Raw genomic sequence first — 19,461 nt, forward strand, 5'->3', positions numbered from 1 at the left:
CCTTCCCCGGCTCGGTTCCGCCACGAGGCGGGCCGCTGCCCGCCGGCGCCTCGGCCGACGGGCCGGTGCAGCAAAGCGGGTCCGCCGGTGGACCGCTCGGCACCGGCGATCCACGCGGGGCGCTCGACGCCGCACCGCGGAGCCGGCCCCGGCCGCCGGGTGCCGTGCCCGACGCCGCCGCCGTGCTGCCGGTCCGCGTCCAGCCGTCGGGGCCGGCACGTGCCACCCCGGCGGTCTCCCAGCGGTTCGACGGTCCCGCCCTCGATCCGAAGGTGGCCGAGCTGCCGCAGGAGCGCACGGCGACCACCGAGACCTTCCGCAACCCCGATGGCAGCCGAACGCTGCGGATCCACACCGGACCGAGCAACGTCCGCGGCGCGGACGGCGCCTGGCACCCGATCGACCCCACCCTCGTCGCCGCCGGCTCCCGGCTGCGGCCGCGCACCCCCGGCGCCGACGTCGACTTCGCGGCCACCGCCGACGACCCGGCCCTCGCCCGCCTGACCTACGCCCCCGGCCGCGTGCTCGCCTACGGGCTGGACGGCGCCGCCGCCGTCCGCGGGCGCGCCGAGGGCGGGCAAGTGAGCTACGACGGCGTCCTGCCCGGCGTCGGCCTTCGCCTCCGTGCCAGCGCGACCGGCTTGGACGAGCAGCTCGTGCTCGCGGGTCCCGCCGCACCCGCGTCCTACACCTACACCCTCCGGCTCACCGGCCTCACTCCCCGCCTGACCGCGGCCGGCTCGGTGGAGCTCACCGACCCGGCGGGAAGGGTGACCGGCCTGCTCCCGGCGGGCACGATGTGGGACTCCGCGGCGACCCCGGCCCGGTCCGCCGGAGTCCATTTCGGGCTCGAGCCGCGCGGTCCCGGCGTCTGGACCCTGCGGATGGACGCCGATCCGGCCTGGGTGCACGACCCGGCCCGGGTGTACCCGGTCGTCGTCGACCCGGCCGCGCAGCCCGCCGTCGATGCCGAAGACACCTACGTCGCCGCCACCTCCCCGGGCAACCACTCCGGTGCGCCCGGCATCTACGCAGGCAAGGTCGACGGGGTGTCCTCGGGCCTGACCGGGCTCACCCGCTCGTACCTGCCGCTCAAGGGCGCCGCCGGCGTGCTGGCGGGGAAGTACGTCATCGGCGGCACGCTCAACCTCAAGAACATCGATGCCACCGACCGGAACAGCCACCCGCTGAACGTCTACGAGGTCGCCCAGCCGTGGTCCGGCACCGGCATCGCGTGGCCCGGCGCCGCCGTGGGCAGGCTGCTGGGCAGTGGATCCTTCCCGGGGTGCGGTCACGGCTGCCCGACTCCGACCTTCGGCCAGATCAAGCTCGACGCCGACGCGCTCACCGACTGGACCCACGGCCAGGCGCTCGCCAACGGCATCAGCGTGCGCGCGGCCGACGAAGCGGGCGGTTACGGCTACGAGTTCGAGTCCGCGAGCAACCCGGTGACGAACCCCGACCAGCGCCCGTTCCTGGACGTTCGCTACGCCGACTACGGCGCTGCATACACGGTGCAGAGCCTGACGCTGCCGAACGCCAAGGACGCCGGCTCGATGACCGTGCAGGTCGTCAACCGTGGTGCCAAGCCGTTCGACGGCAGCACCCACTTCGGCTACACGATCTTGCAGAACGGCACGGTCGTGGCGTCCCGCAACGACATCGCGCTGCCGGCCGTCGTCCCACCGGGCGGCTCGACGGTGCTCCAGAACGTGCCGATCCCGGCCCTCACGCCCGGCCGCTACGAGCTCGACCTCACGATGTGGGGCCCGGACGGCGACTTTTCCGTCGGGGACGGCGTGCCCGTCGGCAAGGCCGACCTCGACGTGGGCGACGTCGCACCGAGCAGCAACTACCAGCAGCCCGCGAGCGGGTCGGCGGTCGAGACGCTCACGCCGACCCTCTACGCCCAGGGCGTCGACTACGACGACTGGCCCGGCAAGGGGCTGAAGTACCTGTTCCGCCTGTGCGACAACCCGTCCCTTGTGGACAGCCAGACCTTCGCCTGCCAGGAGTCCGGCTGGGGCGGGCCCTCCTGGGCGCCGAGACCGTCGAGCCTCTACTGGAGCAAGACGTACTACTGGGGCGTCAAGGTCGACGACACGGTGAAGCGGACGCCGTGCTGGGTCGGCCCCGACTACCAGCCGGAGCCGGACCCGGCGAACCCGAAGTGCGTGATCATCGCCGATTCGCCACACGCGATGCGCTTCGCCACCCGCGTGCCGCAACCGGAGATCACCTCGCACCTGGCGGGCAGTCCCGCCACGACCGAGGCACCCGGCATCGACCCGCAGATCGGCAACTACGCCACCGACGAGACCGACGCGTCCCTGCCCAGCGCGGGCCCGGACCTGACCATCGGCCGCACGTACAACAGTCTGGATCCCCGGCAGGACACGGCGTTCGGCCTCGGCTGGGCGTCCCGGGTGGACATGAAGCTCGAGGACGACGGCGCCGGCGGCAGGGTGCTCACCTACCCCAGCGGACGGCAGTTGCGGTTCGGCCGCAACCCCAACGACACCTACGCCTCCCCGGCGGGGGAGAGCACCCAGCTCGTGCACACCAACGACGGCACGACCTCGTTCACCCTGCGGGACAACTCCGGTACCCGGTGGCTGTTCGACGGGGCGCTGCGGCTGTCGGCGATCGTCGACCCGGCCGGGCTCCGGCAGGTGCTGGGCTACCTGTCCGGCGGCGATCACCACGTCGGCACGATCACCAACGCGCTCACCCCGACCGGCCCGTACCGCGAACTGACCCTGACCTGGACCGGCGAGCACGTCACGGCCGTGGCCGAACCGGCGCCCGGGCCGGGACAGCCGGCGCCGACCTGGACCTACGGCTACGACGGTGACCGGCTGACGTCGGCTTGCGCACCCGGCCCGGCGCCGAACTGCACGACCTACGGCTACACCGCCGGGTCGCACTACCGCAGCTCGGTCACCGACGACAACCCCGTGGCGTACTGGCGGTTCGACGAGCAGCCGAACGCCACCGCGCTCGTCAGCGCCGTCGCCCGCCACCCGGGCGGCGAGGCCGCGACGCCGCACGGAGTGTTCACCGGCGCGCACCCCGGTCCGCTGCACGGAACGAGCGACGGTGCCGCGGCCTTCGACGGAACCGGGTACATCACGCTGCCCGGCGGGCTGACGACCGCGACTATGTCGCCTTCGGCCGAACTGTGGTTCCGCACCACGGGCAGCGGCACGCTGCTCGCCCTGCAGAACAAGGACTTCGCGCCCGGTGCGGGGGTGACGGACAAGACGCTGTCAGCCACCCCGGTGCTCTACGTCGGCACCGACGGCCGGCTCTACGGCGGCTACCCGGTCCAGCAGGCCGGCGGTGACAAGCAGATCGTCAGCCCGGCAGCGGTCAACGACGGTATCTGGCACCACGCCGTGCTGTCCGCCGCCGTCGGCTCGCAGACGCTGTACCTCGACGGCGACGCCGTCGGCGGCATCGACGGCCTGATCGACCAGAAGCAGCTCGGCGCGGCCGTGCTCGGAGCCGGCTGGGCGCACGGTTTCCCGAGCACGAACGACGGCGACTTCTACCTCGCCGGCGGCAGCGTCGACGAAGCCGCGATCTACGCGCACACCCTCGGCGCGCTGGCCGTCGCCGAGCACCACGCCGCCGGCATGACGCCGGCCAGCGAGCTCACGTCGGTCACCGAACCGCAGGACGGCCGCAAGCACGCCACGCTCACCTACGACGACCTCACCGAACGCGTGACCGGACTGGTCGACCACAACGGGCTGGCATGGACGCTCGACCCGCTGACGACCGACGCCACCCAGGACACGACCGACCCGGCGCACCCGCGCTGGAGCAACGCCGTGCGCACCGCCCAGCTGCACGGCCCGTCCGGCTACGGCGACTGGACCTACACCTTCGACGCGGACGCGGGCGGCCGGCTGACTTCCCGCGCACACGGCAAAGACCACCCGCAGCGCTTCGAATACAACGCCGCCGGGTTCGTCTCGGCCACCGTGGACGAGGACGGCGACCGCTTCGAGCAGACCACCGACACGCACGGCAACGTGCTGAGCAAGACCAGCTGCCGGCAGCGGGACCCGATGAACCCGGCTGCCTGCAAGACCGCTGACACCAGCTACTACACCTACCTGACGCCACCGGACGCGCTGGACCCGCGCGGGGACAAGCTCGCCTCGGCCGCCGACGCGCGTTCCTCCGGGCCGGACGACGCGACCTTCCGCACGACCTACACCTACGACAGCGCGGGGCGGTCCACCGGGAGCACCGGGCCGGTGCCCGCCGGGCAAGCCACCGCCCCGGTCACGACGGAGTCCTACACGCTGGGCACCGAGGCCGCGGTCGGCGGCGGCACCGTCCCCGCCGGGCTCCCGCTGCGGCGCACCGGACCCCGCCCGGACGCCGTCACGACCTACCAGTACTACCGCAACGGCGACCTCGCCGAGACCGACGATCCGGCCGGGCTGCGCACCCGCCAGACCTACGATCCGCTCGGCCGGACGCTGACGACGACCACGCTCAACGCGAGCGGCGTCGCCTTCGGCACGACCACCTTCACCTACACCGCGCGTTCGCAGCCGGCCACCAGCACCGGCCCGGCGGTGACCAACCCCGTCACCGGCAAAACCCACGCCCAGGTCACGACCTACGGCTACGACGGCAACGGCAACGTCACCAGCACCACCCTGTCGGACACCCTCCCGCTGAGTTCCGGCGGCGACCGCCCGCGCCTCACCACGATGACCTACGACGCCCACGACCGGCTGGCGAGCCGCACCGACGCCGGCCAGGGCGTGGTCAAGTACACCTACTCGGACAACGCCCTCACCACGTTCACCACCGACGCCCGCGGGTTCGTCTGGACCAGCCTCGCCGACGGACAGGGGCGGCTGCTGACCACCGCGGTCGCCGGCGCCGGCGTCGACCCGCAGGACTCGCACGCGACGTCCCTGGTCACCGAACAGCGCGGGTACAGCCCGGCCGGGCGGCTGACCACCCGCGTCGACGCCATGGGCCGCAAGACCGAGTACGGCTACTGGGACGACGGCCTGCCGCAGCGCACGACCGTGAAGGACGTACAAGGACCCAGCGTCCCGGCACACGACGTCACAACCGACGAGATCGACTACGACCCGGCCGGGCACCCCACGGCCGAGACCGCCGCGGGCGGCGCGCGCACCACGACCACCTACGACCCGGCTGGCCTCCCGCAGCTGGTCACCTTCGACCCGGACGGACTCGACCGGACCACCGCCTACACGCGCGAACCGGACGGACAAGTGACCACGGTGCGGCGCAGCGGATCCGCGGCGCCCGACCAGCCGGCGTCGACCACCTACGGCTACGACACCGCGGGGCGGGTGGTCCGGCAGACCGACCAGGCCACCGCGAACTCGACCGTGGAGGAAAGCTACGACCTCGACGAGCGCGGCCTGCCGCGGCACCAGACCGACCGGCGGCAGCTGGTGACGGGCTACACCTACGACGCCACCGGCGCCCTTTCGAGCACTACCCGGCCCGCGGTCACCCTGTGGGCGGGCGGCAAGGCAACACCGGGCTTCCAGGGCCTGATCACGCTGGGCCGCAACGCCTTCGGCGAAGTGACCCAGACGAGAGATCCGGCCGGCGGGGTCACCGCGACCGGCCGCGACGACCTCGGCGAAGCGGTCACGAGCACGCTCCCGCCCTACACCCCGCCCGGTGGTGGCGCTCCGATCGTGGCGACCACCACCACCGACTACGACAAGGCGGGCAACGCCATTCGCGTCACCGACCCGCTGAACCGGCAGACGGTCACCACCTACGACCCCTTCGGCAGGCCGCTCACGATCACCGCACCGCCGGTCGGCGACGCACCGAGCACCACCACCCGCGGCTACGACCGGATGGGGGAGACGACCAGCGTCACCACCCCGGGCGGCGCGCGCCAGGAGTACACCTACGACCAGTTGGGCCGGCAGATCACCGCCACACAGGTGGACCGCTCGCCGGGCGGCACGCTCTACTACACGGCCGGCACCACCTACGACGACGCGGGCAACGCCCGCACCGTGACCACGCCGATGGGCGAGGTCACCAGCACCGAGTTCGACGCCGCGGGCGAGCCGGTGCGGGTCACCGACCCGACGCTGCGCACCACGACCTACACCCACGACGACGCCGGACGGTTGCTGTCCACCACCGACCCGGGCGGGCTGACCACGACCACCGGGTACGACCGGGCCGGCCGGAGCGTCGCGCTGAGCCAGTCGGCGAACGGGAAGACGCTGCGCACCAGCACCTTCGTCCCGGACGGCGACGGCAACGTCACCGACACGACCAGCGCCGAGGGCCGGCACACCACGATCGGCTACGACGCGCTGAACCGCCCGGTGACCCGGACCGAGCGAGTCGACGACAAGCACTCGATCACCACCTCGTCGGGATACGACGCACTCGACAACCTTTCCCACGCCGTGGACGGCGACGGGCACGCCACCGACTACACGAGCAACCCGTGGGGCTTGCCGGAGTCGACGGTCGAGCCGGCCACCACCGCTCACCCGGATCTCGCCGGGCGCACCTGGACCACCACCTACGACGCGGCGGGCCAGGCCGTCACGGCGACCGAGCCGGGCGGGATCGTGCGCACCCGCACGTTCGACGCGCAGGGCAGGCTGGCCCTCGAGACCGGAACGGGCGCCGAGACGGCCACCGCGGACCGCAAACTCGGCTACGACGCGGACGGGCGGCCCAGCTCGGAAAGCGGGCCGCAGGGCGAGACCACCTACCACTACGACGACCGCGGCAACCTGCTCTCCTACACCGGGCCGGCGACCGCGGGCAGTTACACCTACAACGGCGACAACGAGCTGACCGCCCGCACCGACGCGGCGGGTGCCACCGGTTTCACCTACGACACCGCCGGTCGATTGTCCACTGTGGATGATCCGGTGACCGGGCGGGTGCTGACCTACGGCTACGACGCCGCGGGCCGGGTCGGCGCGGTCTCCGACGACCACACCGGCCAGTACACCCGGCGCACCATCGGCTACGACGACCTGGGACGGGTGGCCTCGGACCGGATTACCGTGGTGCCCGAACCCGGGGTGCCCGCGACGACCAAGTTCGGCCGGACCTATGGCTATGACCTCGACGACCACCTGAGCAGCCGCACCGACGTCGCCGGCACCACGTCGGCGGTGAACGCCTATGCCTACGACGGGGCCGGACGGCTGTCCGGCTGGACCGCCCCGTCGGGCGCCGTCACGACGTACGGCTGGGACGACGCGGGCAACCGCACCAGCGCGGGAGCGCAGACGTTCACCTACGACGAGCGCAACCGGCTGCTCTCCGGCGGTGGCTCGACGCACACCTATACCGCCCGGGGCACGGAATCCTCGACGACCGCGGGCGGCCGGACCACGACGGCGACCTCGGACGCCTTCGACCGCCAGGTCGGCCACGGCCAGGCGAGCTACGGCTACGACAGCTTCGACCGGATGGTCGCGCGCAACAACTCCGCCTACTCCTACGACGGGTTGTCAGGTGAACTGGTCAGCGGCGGTGGCCGGGTCGTGGACCGGCTGCCGGACGGGACCCCGCTTTCGGACAAGGCAATGGACTCCACGGCTCCGGGCAAGGCGTTGTTCGCCGACCGGCACGGCGACGTCGTCGCCCGATACCTCGGCGCGGTCGTCGACGGGCAGACGACCTACGACCCGTTCGGCGCGGTCACCGCGACGAACGGCGAGAAGTCCGCGCTCGGCTACCAGGGCGACTGGACCGACCCGGACACCGGGCAGGTCGACATGGCCGCGCGCTGGTACTCGCCGGCGGACGGCCGGTTCGCCGCCCGCGACAGCGTGGACGTCCCGGCAGCGCCGTCGTGGGCGGCGAACAAGTACGCCTACGCCGACGCCGACCCGGCGAGCCGCAACGACCCGACCGGCCACAGCACCACCGGGTGCCTCCTGCGAGGGGCCAGGGACGTCAGAACCGGTTTCGTCATCGGCGAGGCCATCGACCCGGCAGGCGGCGGTATCCCGGGCGGCATCGGCATGGGTGTCGGGACGTTCGTGGCCTGTGAGATCGAGGAGGAGCTCGAACAGAACCAGGGCACCTTCCAACCCATGCCCGCCCCGCTCATCGGCGGCCGGAAGGCGAACTGGAGCTTCCTGCACGGCGGCGGCTCCGCGGAAGACCCCGGGATCCCCAAGGGCAACTGCAAGTACTTCGTCGGCGGCTGCCGTCCTGGCAAGGGGCCCGACAGCCCGGGTGGCCCGCCGAACGGGCCGCGGCCCGCGCCGCCGATGCCGCCGCCTCCGCCACCGCCACCGCACTGGCTGGTGGATCTGCAGCGGATCATCGCCCGCCCGACGCCGGGGTCCACCACGGACCCGCGGCCGCCGAAGACGGACGCGGAGAACGCGCAGACGCAGATCTTCGATCCGGGCCCCGGCATCACCAACAAGATCACCGATCGCACGTTCGCCGACCCGTCGGAGGACCTGGCCGCCGCGGCGGCCGAGCAGGTCCAGGACTACGAACAGTGGTGGCGGTCGCGGGCCGCCAACCCGGTGCCGCCCGGGCAGGACGAAGAGGACGAGGACGGCTGCCGGCAGGACGTCGTGTACGGCGATCTCGACCCGGCGGGCCGGGCCACCGGTGTGGACGCGCACCTGTGCCCGGGCCAGACCACGCCGGCGCCGCGCCTGGACTGGACGTTCGACCCGCCGGGGTGGCCCTCGAGCAATCCCCTGGACGGCAACACCTACCGCTACGCACGGGGGCACCTGCTCAGCCGCGAACTCGGTGGCACCCAGCACCCGAACAATGTCGTGACGCTGTACCACGCGAGTGTGAACAACTCGACGATGAAGTCCTTCGAGAACATGGTCGCCCGCGACGTCTACGTGCAGCGGCAGGTTGTGGACTACCAGGTGATTCCGATCTACGGCGACGCCGGCGGGAAACCGGTGGCCATCAACCTGCGCGAGGAGGTCGGGCCCGGGTTCTGCATCGCCATCCTCATCGAAAACGACAAGGCCGGAGCAGTACACAATGGATACGGTTGCTGAGCTGGCCGGGCTGCTCGGCCCGGCACTCGTCCCGCCGCCGGTGGACTGGGAGGCGACCGAGCGCGCGCTCGGCACCGTGCTGCCCGCCGACTACCGGGAGTGGGCCGGCCGGTACCCGGCCACCGAGCTGGACCGGCGGCTGCTGTTGGCCCACCCGGCGTCGGCCGAACCCGGCACCAACCTGGTCGCGCTGCAGGACCGGGTGCTGGTGGCCCGTGGGGCGGACCGCCCGGCCGGGCTGCTCGCCTGGGGCGTCGACGAAGACGGCTTCGAGTACTTCTGGCGCACCGGGGGCGAGCCCGGCTCGTGGTCGGTCGTCGTCATCGACGGGATCGAGGAGGCCACGTTCCCGTTGGGGTTTGCGGGTTTCCTCACGGCGTGGCTGACCGGCCGGCTGCGTCACAGGATGCTGCTACCCAGTCACGGCAAACCCCTCGTCGACTTCCTCTCCTGACCGGTTTCGCACGAAGAAATGGGAAGCGCATGAAACTCTGGAGACGGGCGGCTCTCGTGGCCGCCGTGCTGGCGATCGGGACGGCGGGCGCGGCCGTTCCCGCGCAGGCGGCCGCGCCGCCCTCCGCGCCGGTCGCGCCGGCGCTCGCCGCGCCGCGGCCACAGCAGTCCGTGCCGAAGACGCCGGGCGGGGACCTCGTGGTCTTCGCCGATGGCGCTCCCGACGCCGTCGCCAAGGCGGCGGCCGCGGCGGGCGGGCGGGTCGTCACCGCGCGCGGTGACCGCACTGAACTGACCCTGCCCGCGGCGAAGCTCGCCGCGCTCGCCGGGCGACCGGGCGTGACCGGCCTTCGCCAGCCCGACCGAGCGGTGCCGATGGAGATCGACCCGCAGGGCCTGCAGGCCTCCGGCGCCCGGACGTGGCTGGCCACCGCGGGTGCGAAGAAGGGCGACGGCGTCAAGATCGGCGTCATCGACCCCGGATTCGACCAGCTCGCCGACTCACAGGCCGCCGGTGCGCTGCCCGCGGGCGCGTCGCTCACGGTGCACAGGAACACCTGTGCCGACGGCGGCGAGACCACCCCGCACGGCACGTCGATCGCCGAGGTCGAGCACGCGATGGCGCCGAACGCGCAGCTCTACCTTGTGTGCGCGGGCACGTCGATGGAGTTCGGGCCGGCCGCGGACTGGCTGCGGGACCAGCACGTGGACGTGATCGTCGCCGCGCTGGGCTTCTTCGGCTCCGGCCGTGGCGACGGCACCGGCGTGGCGGGCAGTCCCGCCGACGTCGTCCGGCAGAGCAGCCAGTCCGGCATCTTCTGGTCGGTCGCGGCGGGCAACACCGCCACCACCCACTACGCCGGCCCGGCGCGGACCGCGGGCGACGGCTTCGTGACGTTCAACGGATCCGGCACCGAGGGTGCCGGGTTCTCGGTGCCGGGCGGGGCGAAGGCGACCATCGGCGTGCGCTGGGACGACTGGCCGTCCACGAAGCAGCAGCTGGACCTTTACATCTCGACCGAACCGTCGCCGCCGAAGAGCCCGTCCGACCTCGGTGTCGTCGCGTTCGCGAGCAACAGCCAGAAGACCGCGGGCGGCGAGCCGACCGTCGAGGCGACCGTGAGCGCGCCGGCCGACAACGCCGTGCACGGGTACTACGCCTACCTCAAGAACGTCAGCACGATGCAGACCACACGGTTCGACCTGTTCGCGAGCGGGCTCGTCGGCGGACTGCAGGGCTACACCTCCGCCGGCAGCATCACCGAGCCCGCGACGTCACCGTGGGTCGTGACGGCCGGCGCCGTCGACGCGGTGTCCGGCGGGTTCGAGGCGCAGTACAGCGCGCAGGGCCCGACGATCGACGGGCGGATGAAGCCCGACCTCGTCGGCCAGGACAACGTGTCCACGCAGACGACCTATGACGGCGGGGGCTTCACCGGGACCTCGGTCGCGGCCGCGCACCTCGGCGCCGCCGCGGCGTTGCTGAAGTCGCAGTACCCCGCGCTGGACAGCGTCCGGTTGCGGGATGAACTGCTGAGGCGGATTCCCGCGGTGTCGGCGCACTCGGACAACCAGTGGGGCCACGGCCCGCTCTGGGTCGGCTCGCCCACGGCCGCGGCCGGCGCCGCCGGGCAGGGCTACGGCGCGCTCGACCCGAGCGACCGCCAGGACGCCGGGTACCAGGCGCCCGGTTCGGTGACGGGCACGAAGATCGCCAAGATCCCGGCTGACGCGACCGCCGTCGAGGTCACGGTGACCGCGCGCAGCGCCCCGGAGATGAACCACGACGTCGACGCGCCCAGCTCGGTCGACGTGCTGCCGGCAGGCCCCGCCGGTGCCACGACGAGGGCGACCACGCTCGCCGTGCCGGCCGGGCAGCGGTTCACCTCGGTCACGCAGGTCCTCACGCTCGGCCCGGACCAGTCGCTGCAGCTGCGGGTCGGCGGTGGCTGGGTGTTCGCGCTCCTGGACGTACGCGGGTACTTCAGCCCCTCGTCGGCGACCGGCTACACCCCGCTGGCGACACCGGTGCGGGCACTCGACACGCGCGTCCCCAATCCCGTGCGGCAGAACGCGGTGCATGGCGGGGAAACCGTGACTCTGCCGATGCGCGGCGCCAACGGCGTGCCGTCGGGCGCGACCGCCGTCGCGGTGGACGTGACCACCGTCGAGTCGACGCAGGAGACCGCGATCGACGCCTACGGGCAGAACGATGCGGGCACGACGTTGGTCACCGCGCAAAGCGGGCAGCGGCGCAGCAACACCGCGATCGTGCCGATCGGGAACGACGGGGCGATCCACCTGAAGAACCAGAACGCCGGCACCACCCAGCTCGTCGTCGACCTGGCCGGCTGGTTCGCCGGGGGAACGGGCGCGCGGTACGTCCCGCTGCCGGTGCCGGAACGGATCGCCGACACGACGACGGGCACCGGCGTGCGCCCGAGCCCGCTCGCCGCCGGCGAGGTGGCCGGGATCGCGGTCGCGGGCGTGGCGGGCATCCCGGCCGAGGCCACCGGCGCGGTGCTCACCACGACGCTGAAGGACGACAACGTCGACACCGAGCTCTCGGCCTACCCGGAGGAAGCGCGGTGGACACCGTCGACCGCGCTGGCGGCCCGTCAAGGCGAACCGGCGGCGACGACGGTGCTGACCGGGCTCGGCGCGAGCGGCCGGCTGGACCTGCGGTCCGAGCGCACCCGCGCGGACGTGACCGTCGACGCCTGGGGCTACTTCACGGGCGGCGCGAAGGTCACTGCCCCGGCGAACGACTGCACCGAACCCACCGGTGAGGCGGGCTACACCGCGGCGTTCGACGGGCGTGCCGAGTCCGGTCTCGAGGGCTGGCAATCGACCGGCACCGCCGCGACGGCGTCAGGCTGCGTGCTGCAGACGGGCACCGGCAACACCGATCTGACGTGGTACGCCCGGCACCACCTCGGCAACGACTACACGCTGAAGCTCGATTGGCGCGCGGACACGGCGAACGCGGTGTCGAACGTCGTGCTGGGGTTCGCCAACCCCGGCACGAACGCCAACCCGCCGGGTGCCGTGTCGATCCGCATCGCTCCGGGCGGCACCGGCGCGCAGGCCACCGGCGCGGTCAACGGCCAAGCGTCCGCCGGCACCGGGGCGAATCCGGTGGGGCAGTGGAACACCTTCGAGATCAAGGTGTCCTGGAACATGGTCCTCGTGTCGCTCAACGGCACTCGGATCAACGGCTACGTCTCGCCCGACCCGTCGGCGCTGGCCGCGGCCACCTATCTCGGCGTGTCCAACAGCGGGACCGGGGATGCGGTGAAGTTCCGCGACATCCGGATCCGGCGTGACGAGCCGGTCGCTTCCGGTGCCGTGACGAGCGTCGGCGGCGCCTGCCTGGACCTGCGCAACTACGACATCACGCAGCTGTCACTGTGGACCTACACCTGCAACGGGACGCCGGCGCAGACCTTCAGCCGTCCCGGTGACGGCACGCTGCAGGTGGCCAGCCGCTGCGTGGACGCCGCAGGCAGCACCGTGGGATCGCCGGTCCGCCTGGCCCCCTGCTCGGGAAGCACCGCGCAGCAATGGGTCGCCCGCGACGACGGGTCGCTCATCGGTGCCGGGTCCGGGCGATGCCTGTCCGCGGAGAACGCGTCGCCCCAGGCGGGCGTGACCTTGCAGGACTGCGCGTCCGGCAGCAGCTCGACGCAGGGGTGGCGGTTGCCCGGCCAGCACGGCATCGTGGGGGCGATCGTCGCGGCTGGCGGTCGATGTGTCGACCTGCCGAACAACGACCCGACGCAGGACTCGGTGTTCCTGCACGACTGCAACCGCACCCCCGCCCAGCAGTGGCTGGCGATCGGCGATGGAACCCTCCGTGTCGGGGGCAAGTGCCTGGACTCCGGCGGCGATGCGCAGACCGGCGCGGTACCGGCCGGCCACGGGGTGCCGCAGCTGGCGTGCACGGGCGGCGTCACGCAGCAGTGGGTGACCGGAGCGGCCGGCTCGCTCGTGAACCCGGTGTCGGGGTTCTGCCTCACCGCGGTCGGGGACGGCAACGGCGCCGGGATCACCGTGGACACCTGTGATGGCCGACCGCACCAGCGGTGGCGTCAGGGTGAACAGGATCTGCAGCGCGGCTCGATCGTCGGCATCGGCGGCAAGTGCGTCGACGTGGCGGGCAACACCCCGGACAGCTCGGGGGTCTGGCTGTGGACCTGCTACGGCCCGCCGGGCCAGGCGTGGAGCACCGATGGCGACGGCACGTTCCGGGCCTTCGGCAAGTGCCTCGACGTGGCGAGCGCGGCTCCGTCGAGCGCGACGACGCTGATGCCGTGCGACGGGGGAAGTGTGACACAGCGATGGGTGCAACAGCCGACCGGCTACCTCGTCAACGTCGGTTCACAGCTTGTCCTGGACGATGACGGGCTGAGCACGGCCGACGGAAACAGGCTGATGATCCATGGCGGAAACGGCGGTGTGAACCAGAAATGGTCGACCCCGCTGGAGGCCGGTCTCGCGGGGGCGTGAGTGGTGCGGGTGGTTCCGGTCCCGGAACCACCCGCACATCTCGGCGCATGTCGCATCCGCGCGGTTCAGCGGCCGGCAGGATGCGCTGGTCTGGGTCGACGTTGAACGCATGAACCTCGCCGCCGCAGTAACTCTCGCCCGCCACGACGACCTGGATTTGCATCTCGCAGCCGAGCTGGGCGCATATTTGGAATCGTGGCCCTACTTGGTCGACCGTCTGGCCGTCGCCGGGCAGTTCCTCGCAACTGCCCGGCACGTCAACATCTCCCGCACCCTCGCCGATGCTTGGAATCAACTTGGGGGCGCATTGCGAGCGGTGCAGGGTTCGAGGAGGCCGCGGGGATCTTCTGCACCGGGCCGAAGACCTCGAGTCGGAGATCGGAGTCTGCGACGCCTGCGCGGATTGCTGCTTCGACCACGAGCGCCGCACACCGGAGAGCGTCACTGCGTTGCTGCCGATCTGTGGCAGGTCGAATGCCACCAGATTCGGGTGCAGGACATCGAACAGTCCTTGCGCAGCCAAACCCGCAACCGCGGCTCCTGGGGGCGGCCGGTCGGCTGGGAGGCCACGCTGCCGGTCGGTCCGCTGGCGCGCACCGACACGATTCCGGCGGAACCGGCAGGGCCGATCCCCCCCCCCGCTGCGGCAGCACTTTTTCCGGGCCGAGGTTCTCGGGATGTCGTTGGCCGGGTGGGACGATCTGATGGGGTTGGTCGCCGTGGTGTGTCCGGAGTTCGTCGGCCAACCGGATCCCGGGGCGCCGAGGCCGAAGCTGACGCCGGAGACGATTCGCCGGTGGATCGTGGCGGCTGCGGACGCTCTGGAGAGCATCGGGTTCGTCGTCGACGACCCGGCATCACCGTGCGCACCGTCGGTGCCTTGCAGCGCTGGCTCGACACCACGTCAGCGGAAGCTCCGTCGGAGCCGGTCTGCTGACCTGTCAGCCCGCCGCCGTGATGGCGGTGGACACCAGCGTCCTCGCCGCCCCGCGTGAGTCGGCTGAATCCCGCCGACGACCTACCTTGAACAATTTTTTGTCAGCGGTCTGTGCGACGTGGCACGACCTGCGGCACCCGGGGGTGTCCTCGTCACGGGTTCCTCGGGGCGCTCAGCGCCATCGCCATTCATGACACGACTCCCGCGATGAACTATGCCATCGTTAACTGCCGGCCTCCGGATCTTGATGTCCCTGGAGCCTGCTGATGCCGTCGTTCGGCACATCACTACGAGAGGTTTCCGTGCGAGATCGGCTTGCGTCAGCTGCCCGGCGCGACCAGAACTCGGCCTCGTCGCCGTCGCCTCGCATGTGCCGTAGCAGGCCGAGGTTGCGCATCGCGTCAGGATGGCCGGCATCGGCTGCCCGCCGGTACCAGCGTTCCGCTTCGGTGACGTCGCCGCGCTCATTCACCACAACCCCGAGGTTGAACATGGCGCCGAGGTGCCCCGCATCGGCGGCTTGCCGCCACCAACTCTCGGACTCGGCGACGGCGTCACCCCGCTCGCGCAGTAACACTCCGAGGTTGTACATCGCGTGGAGGTCGCCGGCATTGGCTGCCTGGCGCGACCAATGCTCGGCTTCGGCGGTGCGCCCTTGTGCGTGCAGCACGATCACGAGATTGTGGATCGCGTCGGGCTGGCCGGCATCGGCTGCCTGTCGCCACCAGCGTTCCGCCTCGGCGATGTCGCCGCGTTCCTTCGCCACAACCCCGAGGTTGAACATCGCCTTGAGATGGCCGGCATCGGCTGCCTGGCGCCACAAGCCTTCTGCCTCGGCGACGTTGCCGCGCTCATTCACCACAACCCCGAGGTCAAACGTCGCGTCGAGATCGCCGGCATCTGACGCCTGGCGCCACCAGCGCTCGGCTCCGACCATGTCTCCCCGCCCATGACGTAGCACGCCGAGTTCATACATCGCGTCAGGCTGGCCGGCATCGGCTGCCTGTCGCCACCAGCGTTCCGCCTCGGCGACGTCGCCGTGCTCACTCAACGAAAGCCCGAGGTTGAACATCGCCTCAAGGTGGCCGGCATTGGCTGCCTTGCGATACCAGTGCTCGGCCTCGTCGGTGCTTCCCTGCTCGCCCAGGAGGACGCCAAGGTTGTAGGTCGCCTCGAGGTGGTCGGCCTCAGCTGCCTCGCGGTACCAGCGTTCGGCTCCTGCAGTGTCGCTGCGCCCCTTCAACAGCGCGCCGAGGTTGAACATCGCGCCGAGGTAAAGGTCATCGGCTGACTGGGAAGGCGAATACTCCATCTCTACAGCGGTCTCCCGCTCGTCCGGACGAACAACAAGACCAGATATCCCGTGACATTGTCGGGTACTGACTACCTGGCGGTACCAGTGCTCGGCCTCGGTGGTGACACCGCGATTGCCGAGCAGCACGCCGAGTTGGAATATCGCGCGGAGATCGCCGGCGTTGGCGGCTTGTCGGTACCAGTGTTCGGCTTCGTCGGTGTCGCCGTGGTCCTTCAGCAAACCGCCCAGGTTGGACATCGCGCGGAGATGACCGGCGTTGGCGGCTTGTCGGTACCAGTGTTCGGCTTCGTCGGTGTTGCCGAGTTCCCGCAGCAGGACGCCGAGGTTGTACATCGCACCGAGATCGCCGGCGTTGGCGGCTTGTCGGTACCAGTGTTCGGCCTCCTCGATGTCACCGCGTTCCTTCAGCAGGACACCGAGGTTGGACATCGCACGGAGGTGACCGCGGTGTGCGGCTTGGCGGCACCAGTGCTCGGCCTGGGCGTCGTCTCGGTGCTCCGGCGGGAGGGCGCCAAGATTGGACATGGCATCGACCTGGCCTTCTTGGGCCGCCTTTCTCCAGGCTGCGCCCGCGACATCCGGCAGCTGGTGAATCATGGCTTGGTACCCGATCGAAGTCAGCTCGTCGGCTGCCGCCTCGTCGATGACCAGTTGCCAGGAGGCGGTGGGGACGTTTCGGTCGGTCGCTGTGGCGAGGTGATCAAGGGCGAGGTCATACACCCGGTAGGTTCTGTCGACCGGTTCCAGCAGGGCCACTGTCGGGTTGATTTCTCGGGTCGCCCAGTCGAGCGCAGCTCGAAGTTTTTCGTCGTCGTCGAGTTCGGCGCGTCGCCGCCCGGCCAGCCGAGCTCGCGCGAGCGGGGGCAGGAGCTGGGCTGGAACGGGCCGGGTGAGGCCCATGGCCGACCAGTCAGCCGCGCCTGCGACCAGGGCGTAGCCGAGAGGGTTGGCGCTCTCGCCGATGGTGAGCTGGTCACGGACATGCTGGGCGGCGCCGACGTATTCGCCGATTCCGGTACGCGTGATCCGTTCGCGAATGTCGTTATCGGGCACGGCGCGGCGGAGATCGGCCTCGGCGGGCCGGTCGCGGTCGCGGTCGAGCAGCACCAGTGTGAACAGGCGTAGCACGTCCCACTCGGGAGGGCGGAGCTGGTCTGTGGGCTGGAATCGGTCCCATTCGTGGGCCCGCAGGGTGGCCACGATCCAGTTCGCGGCGCTCAGCTGCTGGATGAGCCCGGCGGTCACACCGCCGCCGGTGAAGAAGCGGTCCAGATCGTCGAGCCAGATCACATGCTCGGTGGCGGTGATGTCGGCCTTGTCGAGGTCAGCCAGCGCGGTCGGGGTGTCCGGCAGCAGCAACGGCGTCTCTGGCAGGACCCGGCCGAGAGCGGCGACGGCGAGCCGGGTCTTGCCGACCATCGACGGACCAACGATCAGCACCGGCCTGCGGGCCCGCAGATGCTCGCCGACCTCGTTTTCCTTGGCCGCCCGCGGCAGGTAGGGGATGTCGACCACAGCGGGATGTACGCGGAGATCGTCCAAGTTCACCGCGGTGACCGGTCGACCGGTCGTGCGGACGCTCCGGCGCACCACGACCGCGTCGGCGGTGCGCTGGTCACGCGAGCGCTGCCACAGCGGTCCCAGCCCGCCGGCGACCGCGGCCAAGGCGGCAGCGCCGCCGACGACCCACCACGCAGCGCCGGGCCATTTCTGCGCCAGAGCTAGCCCGCCGGCCAAGACCAGCAGGCCGGACAAAACGGTGACTACGAGCCACTGCCTGCGCCGTCGAAGCCTGCCCCTGCCCACGGCACCCTCCTCCGGCCTTGCCCAACCAGTCGCCCAGATACGGCTCAGCGTAACGACGTTTGTCGCCATTCGCGGCGCCTCGATGCCGCCCGTCTGGCTGCCAGCGAGCCACTGAGTCGCTCCAGGCGAGAGGAACACCTCGGCTCGTCCGACCGGGCCGGGCACGATCCAGTCAGTAACGCCGGGGCCGTGATTGCCTGTGCGCGCCCCGGTGCCGAGGAGCGCAAGGCGCGGCCTGCGGCTCTGCCGTGTCCGCATGGAGGCAAGTACGGGGAATGAAGCATTTTTCGACTTCGAGCTGGGTAATTTCTGCGCCCCCGGTCGCTTCCCGCAGGTGGACTGACGCTCGAAACAGGTTCTTGCCGGCCGGAGGTCGTTCTTACCCGGGCGGGGGGGGGGGATACCCCCGGCCGCTCGCGGCGTCGATTCGCGGCGGTTCGGAGCCGATCCCGATGATCGGCCGGTGGCGCCGCCTGTTCGGCTGGCCACGAGCCGTCTCACGATCGCTCTGTTCCTGGCGCCTCTGGTCTGGAATCCCGGTGGTACCTGTAGTGAGCGATTCGTGTGGCTCGGGTGCGATCGTCGGACCGTACGCCACTGTGAGATCGCAGGTGGTCGGGTCCCGAAAGCGGGGGAGTCGTGATAGGGCAAGCGGTGTCGAGCTGCTTGCCACTGTCAGCGCGGAGTAACGGTAAGTGCCCATCGGCGCGAGCTTCGATCAGCTACGCTGACCTGCGTGGGGTCACCAGCATGCGACCACCGGTGATGGCCGCAGGTCCTGACCTCGCAAACTGCGTGTCGGGAACGTGGGGAGGCGACACCGACGTGGTGTTCAACGCGGACGTGATGCGGCAGCAAGCCGCAGATCTCGATGAGGAACTCGAGCGGGTCCGGTTCACCGGCCAGTCCCGCGACGGTGCGGTGACCGCGATCGTGAGCGGCCACGGCAGGCTCATGGACCTGAAGATCAGTACCGCCGCGGTGCGCGGCCCCCACCCGCAGACCGTCGGGCCCGACGTCGTCGCGGCGGTGGCGGCCGCCCGCCGGCAAGCCAGCACTGTCGCCGCCGCGAAGATGCGCGCGGTCCTGGACAAGGATCAGGTGTGGCAGCCCGCTCCGGCCCCGCCACCAGGCCGCGTCGCCGTCAACCACTGGGTCGGGCCCGTCCACGACGAGCGTGCGCAACCCGGCCCAGCCTCGCCGTCGGCGTCCGCGCGACCCCGGTGGCGGCGACAGGCCGCAGTCGAGCAGCAGCTCGGTGACCGAGCCCCCGAAGCAGTGGCGGACGACGATCGGCAGCCGGTCGAGCTCGGAGACGTTCGCCCCGCCGTCGAGCCGTGCGCTCTGGTTGAACGTCTCCGGCTATTCGTCTGAACCGGACCTCGTTG

The 19,461-nt window shown here is 71.4% G+C and carries 5 protein-coding genes; 4 read left to right on the forward strand and 1 reads right to left on the reverse strand.

The genetic code is table 11. The features are described 5' to 3' along the window. Positions 1–164 precede the first annotated feature (164 nt). The 3 genes from ACZ63J_RS38970 to ACZ63J_RS38980 are packed head-to-tail and all read left to right on the forward strand — an operon-like array spanning position 165 to position 14,015. Entirely contained in the window at positions 165–9,053 is an 8,889-nt protein-coding gene (locus ACZ63J_RS38970; protein ID WP_465407680.1) for an RHS repeat-associated core domain-containing protein, read from the forward strand. Then, positions 9,037–9,507 carry an SMI1/KNR4 family protein gene (locus tag ACZ63J_RS38975; protein WP_465407682.1) on the forward strand — a complete coding sequence of 157 codons (471 nt, stop codon included), beginning with the start codon at positions 9,037–9,039 and terminating at the stop codon, positions 9,505–9,507. The genes ACZ63J_RS38970 and ACZ63J_RS38975 overlap by 17 nt, the downstream gene beginning before the upstream one ends. Positions 9,508–9,536: 29 nt before the next feature. Next, positions 9,537–14,015 carry a ricin-type beta-trefoil lectin domain protein gene (locus ACZ63J_RS38980; protein WP_465407684.1) on the forward strand — a complete coding sequence of 1,493 codons (4,479 nt, stop codon included), beginning with the start codon at positions 9,537–9,539 and terminating at the stop codon, positions 14,013–14,015. A gap of 1,160 nt (positions 14,016–15,175) precedes the next feature. Here ACZ63J_RS38980 and ACZ63J_RS38985 read toward each other — a convergent pair. Beyond that, positions 15,176–18,073, reverse strand: a complete 2,898-nt coding sequence (locus tag ACZ63J_RS38985) for a tetratricopeptide repeat protein (RefSeq protein ID WP_465439856.1) — start codon at positions 18,071–18,073, stop codon at positions 15,176–15,178. Between the two features lie 825 nt (positions 18,074–18,898). Between ACZ63J_RS38985 and ACZ63J_RS38990 the strand changes: the two genes are divergently transcribed. Beyond that, on the forward strand, positions 18,899–19,447 hold the full coding sequence (locus ACZ63J_RS38990) for a YbaB/EbfC family nucleoid-associated protein (RefSeq protein ID WP_465407688.1): 549 nt from the start codon (positions 18,899–18,901) through the stop codon (positions 19,445–19,447). Positions 19,448–19,461: the final 14 nt, after the last annotated feature.

Source organism: Amycolatopsis sp. NPDC104863, assembly GCF_055582965.1.

Bases quoted from the DNA above. Each gene is read 5' to 3' on its own strand.
- ACZ63J_RS38980 (WP_465407684.1), top strand. From the start codon at position 9,537: ATGAAACTCTGGAGACGGGCGGCTCTCGTGGCCGCCGTGCTGGCGATC.
- ACZ63J_RS38975 (WP_465407682.1), top strand. From the start codon at position 9,037: ATGGATACGGTTGCTGAGCTGGCCGGGCTGCTCGGCCCGGCACTCGTC.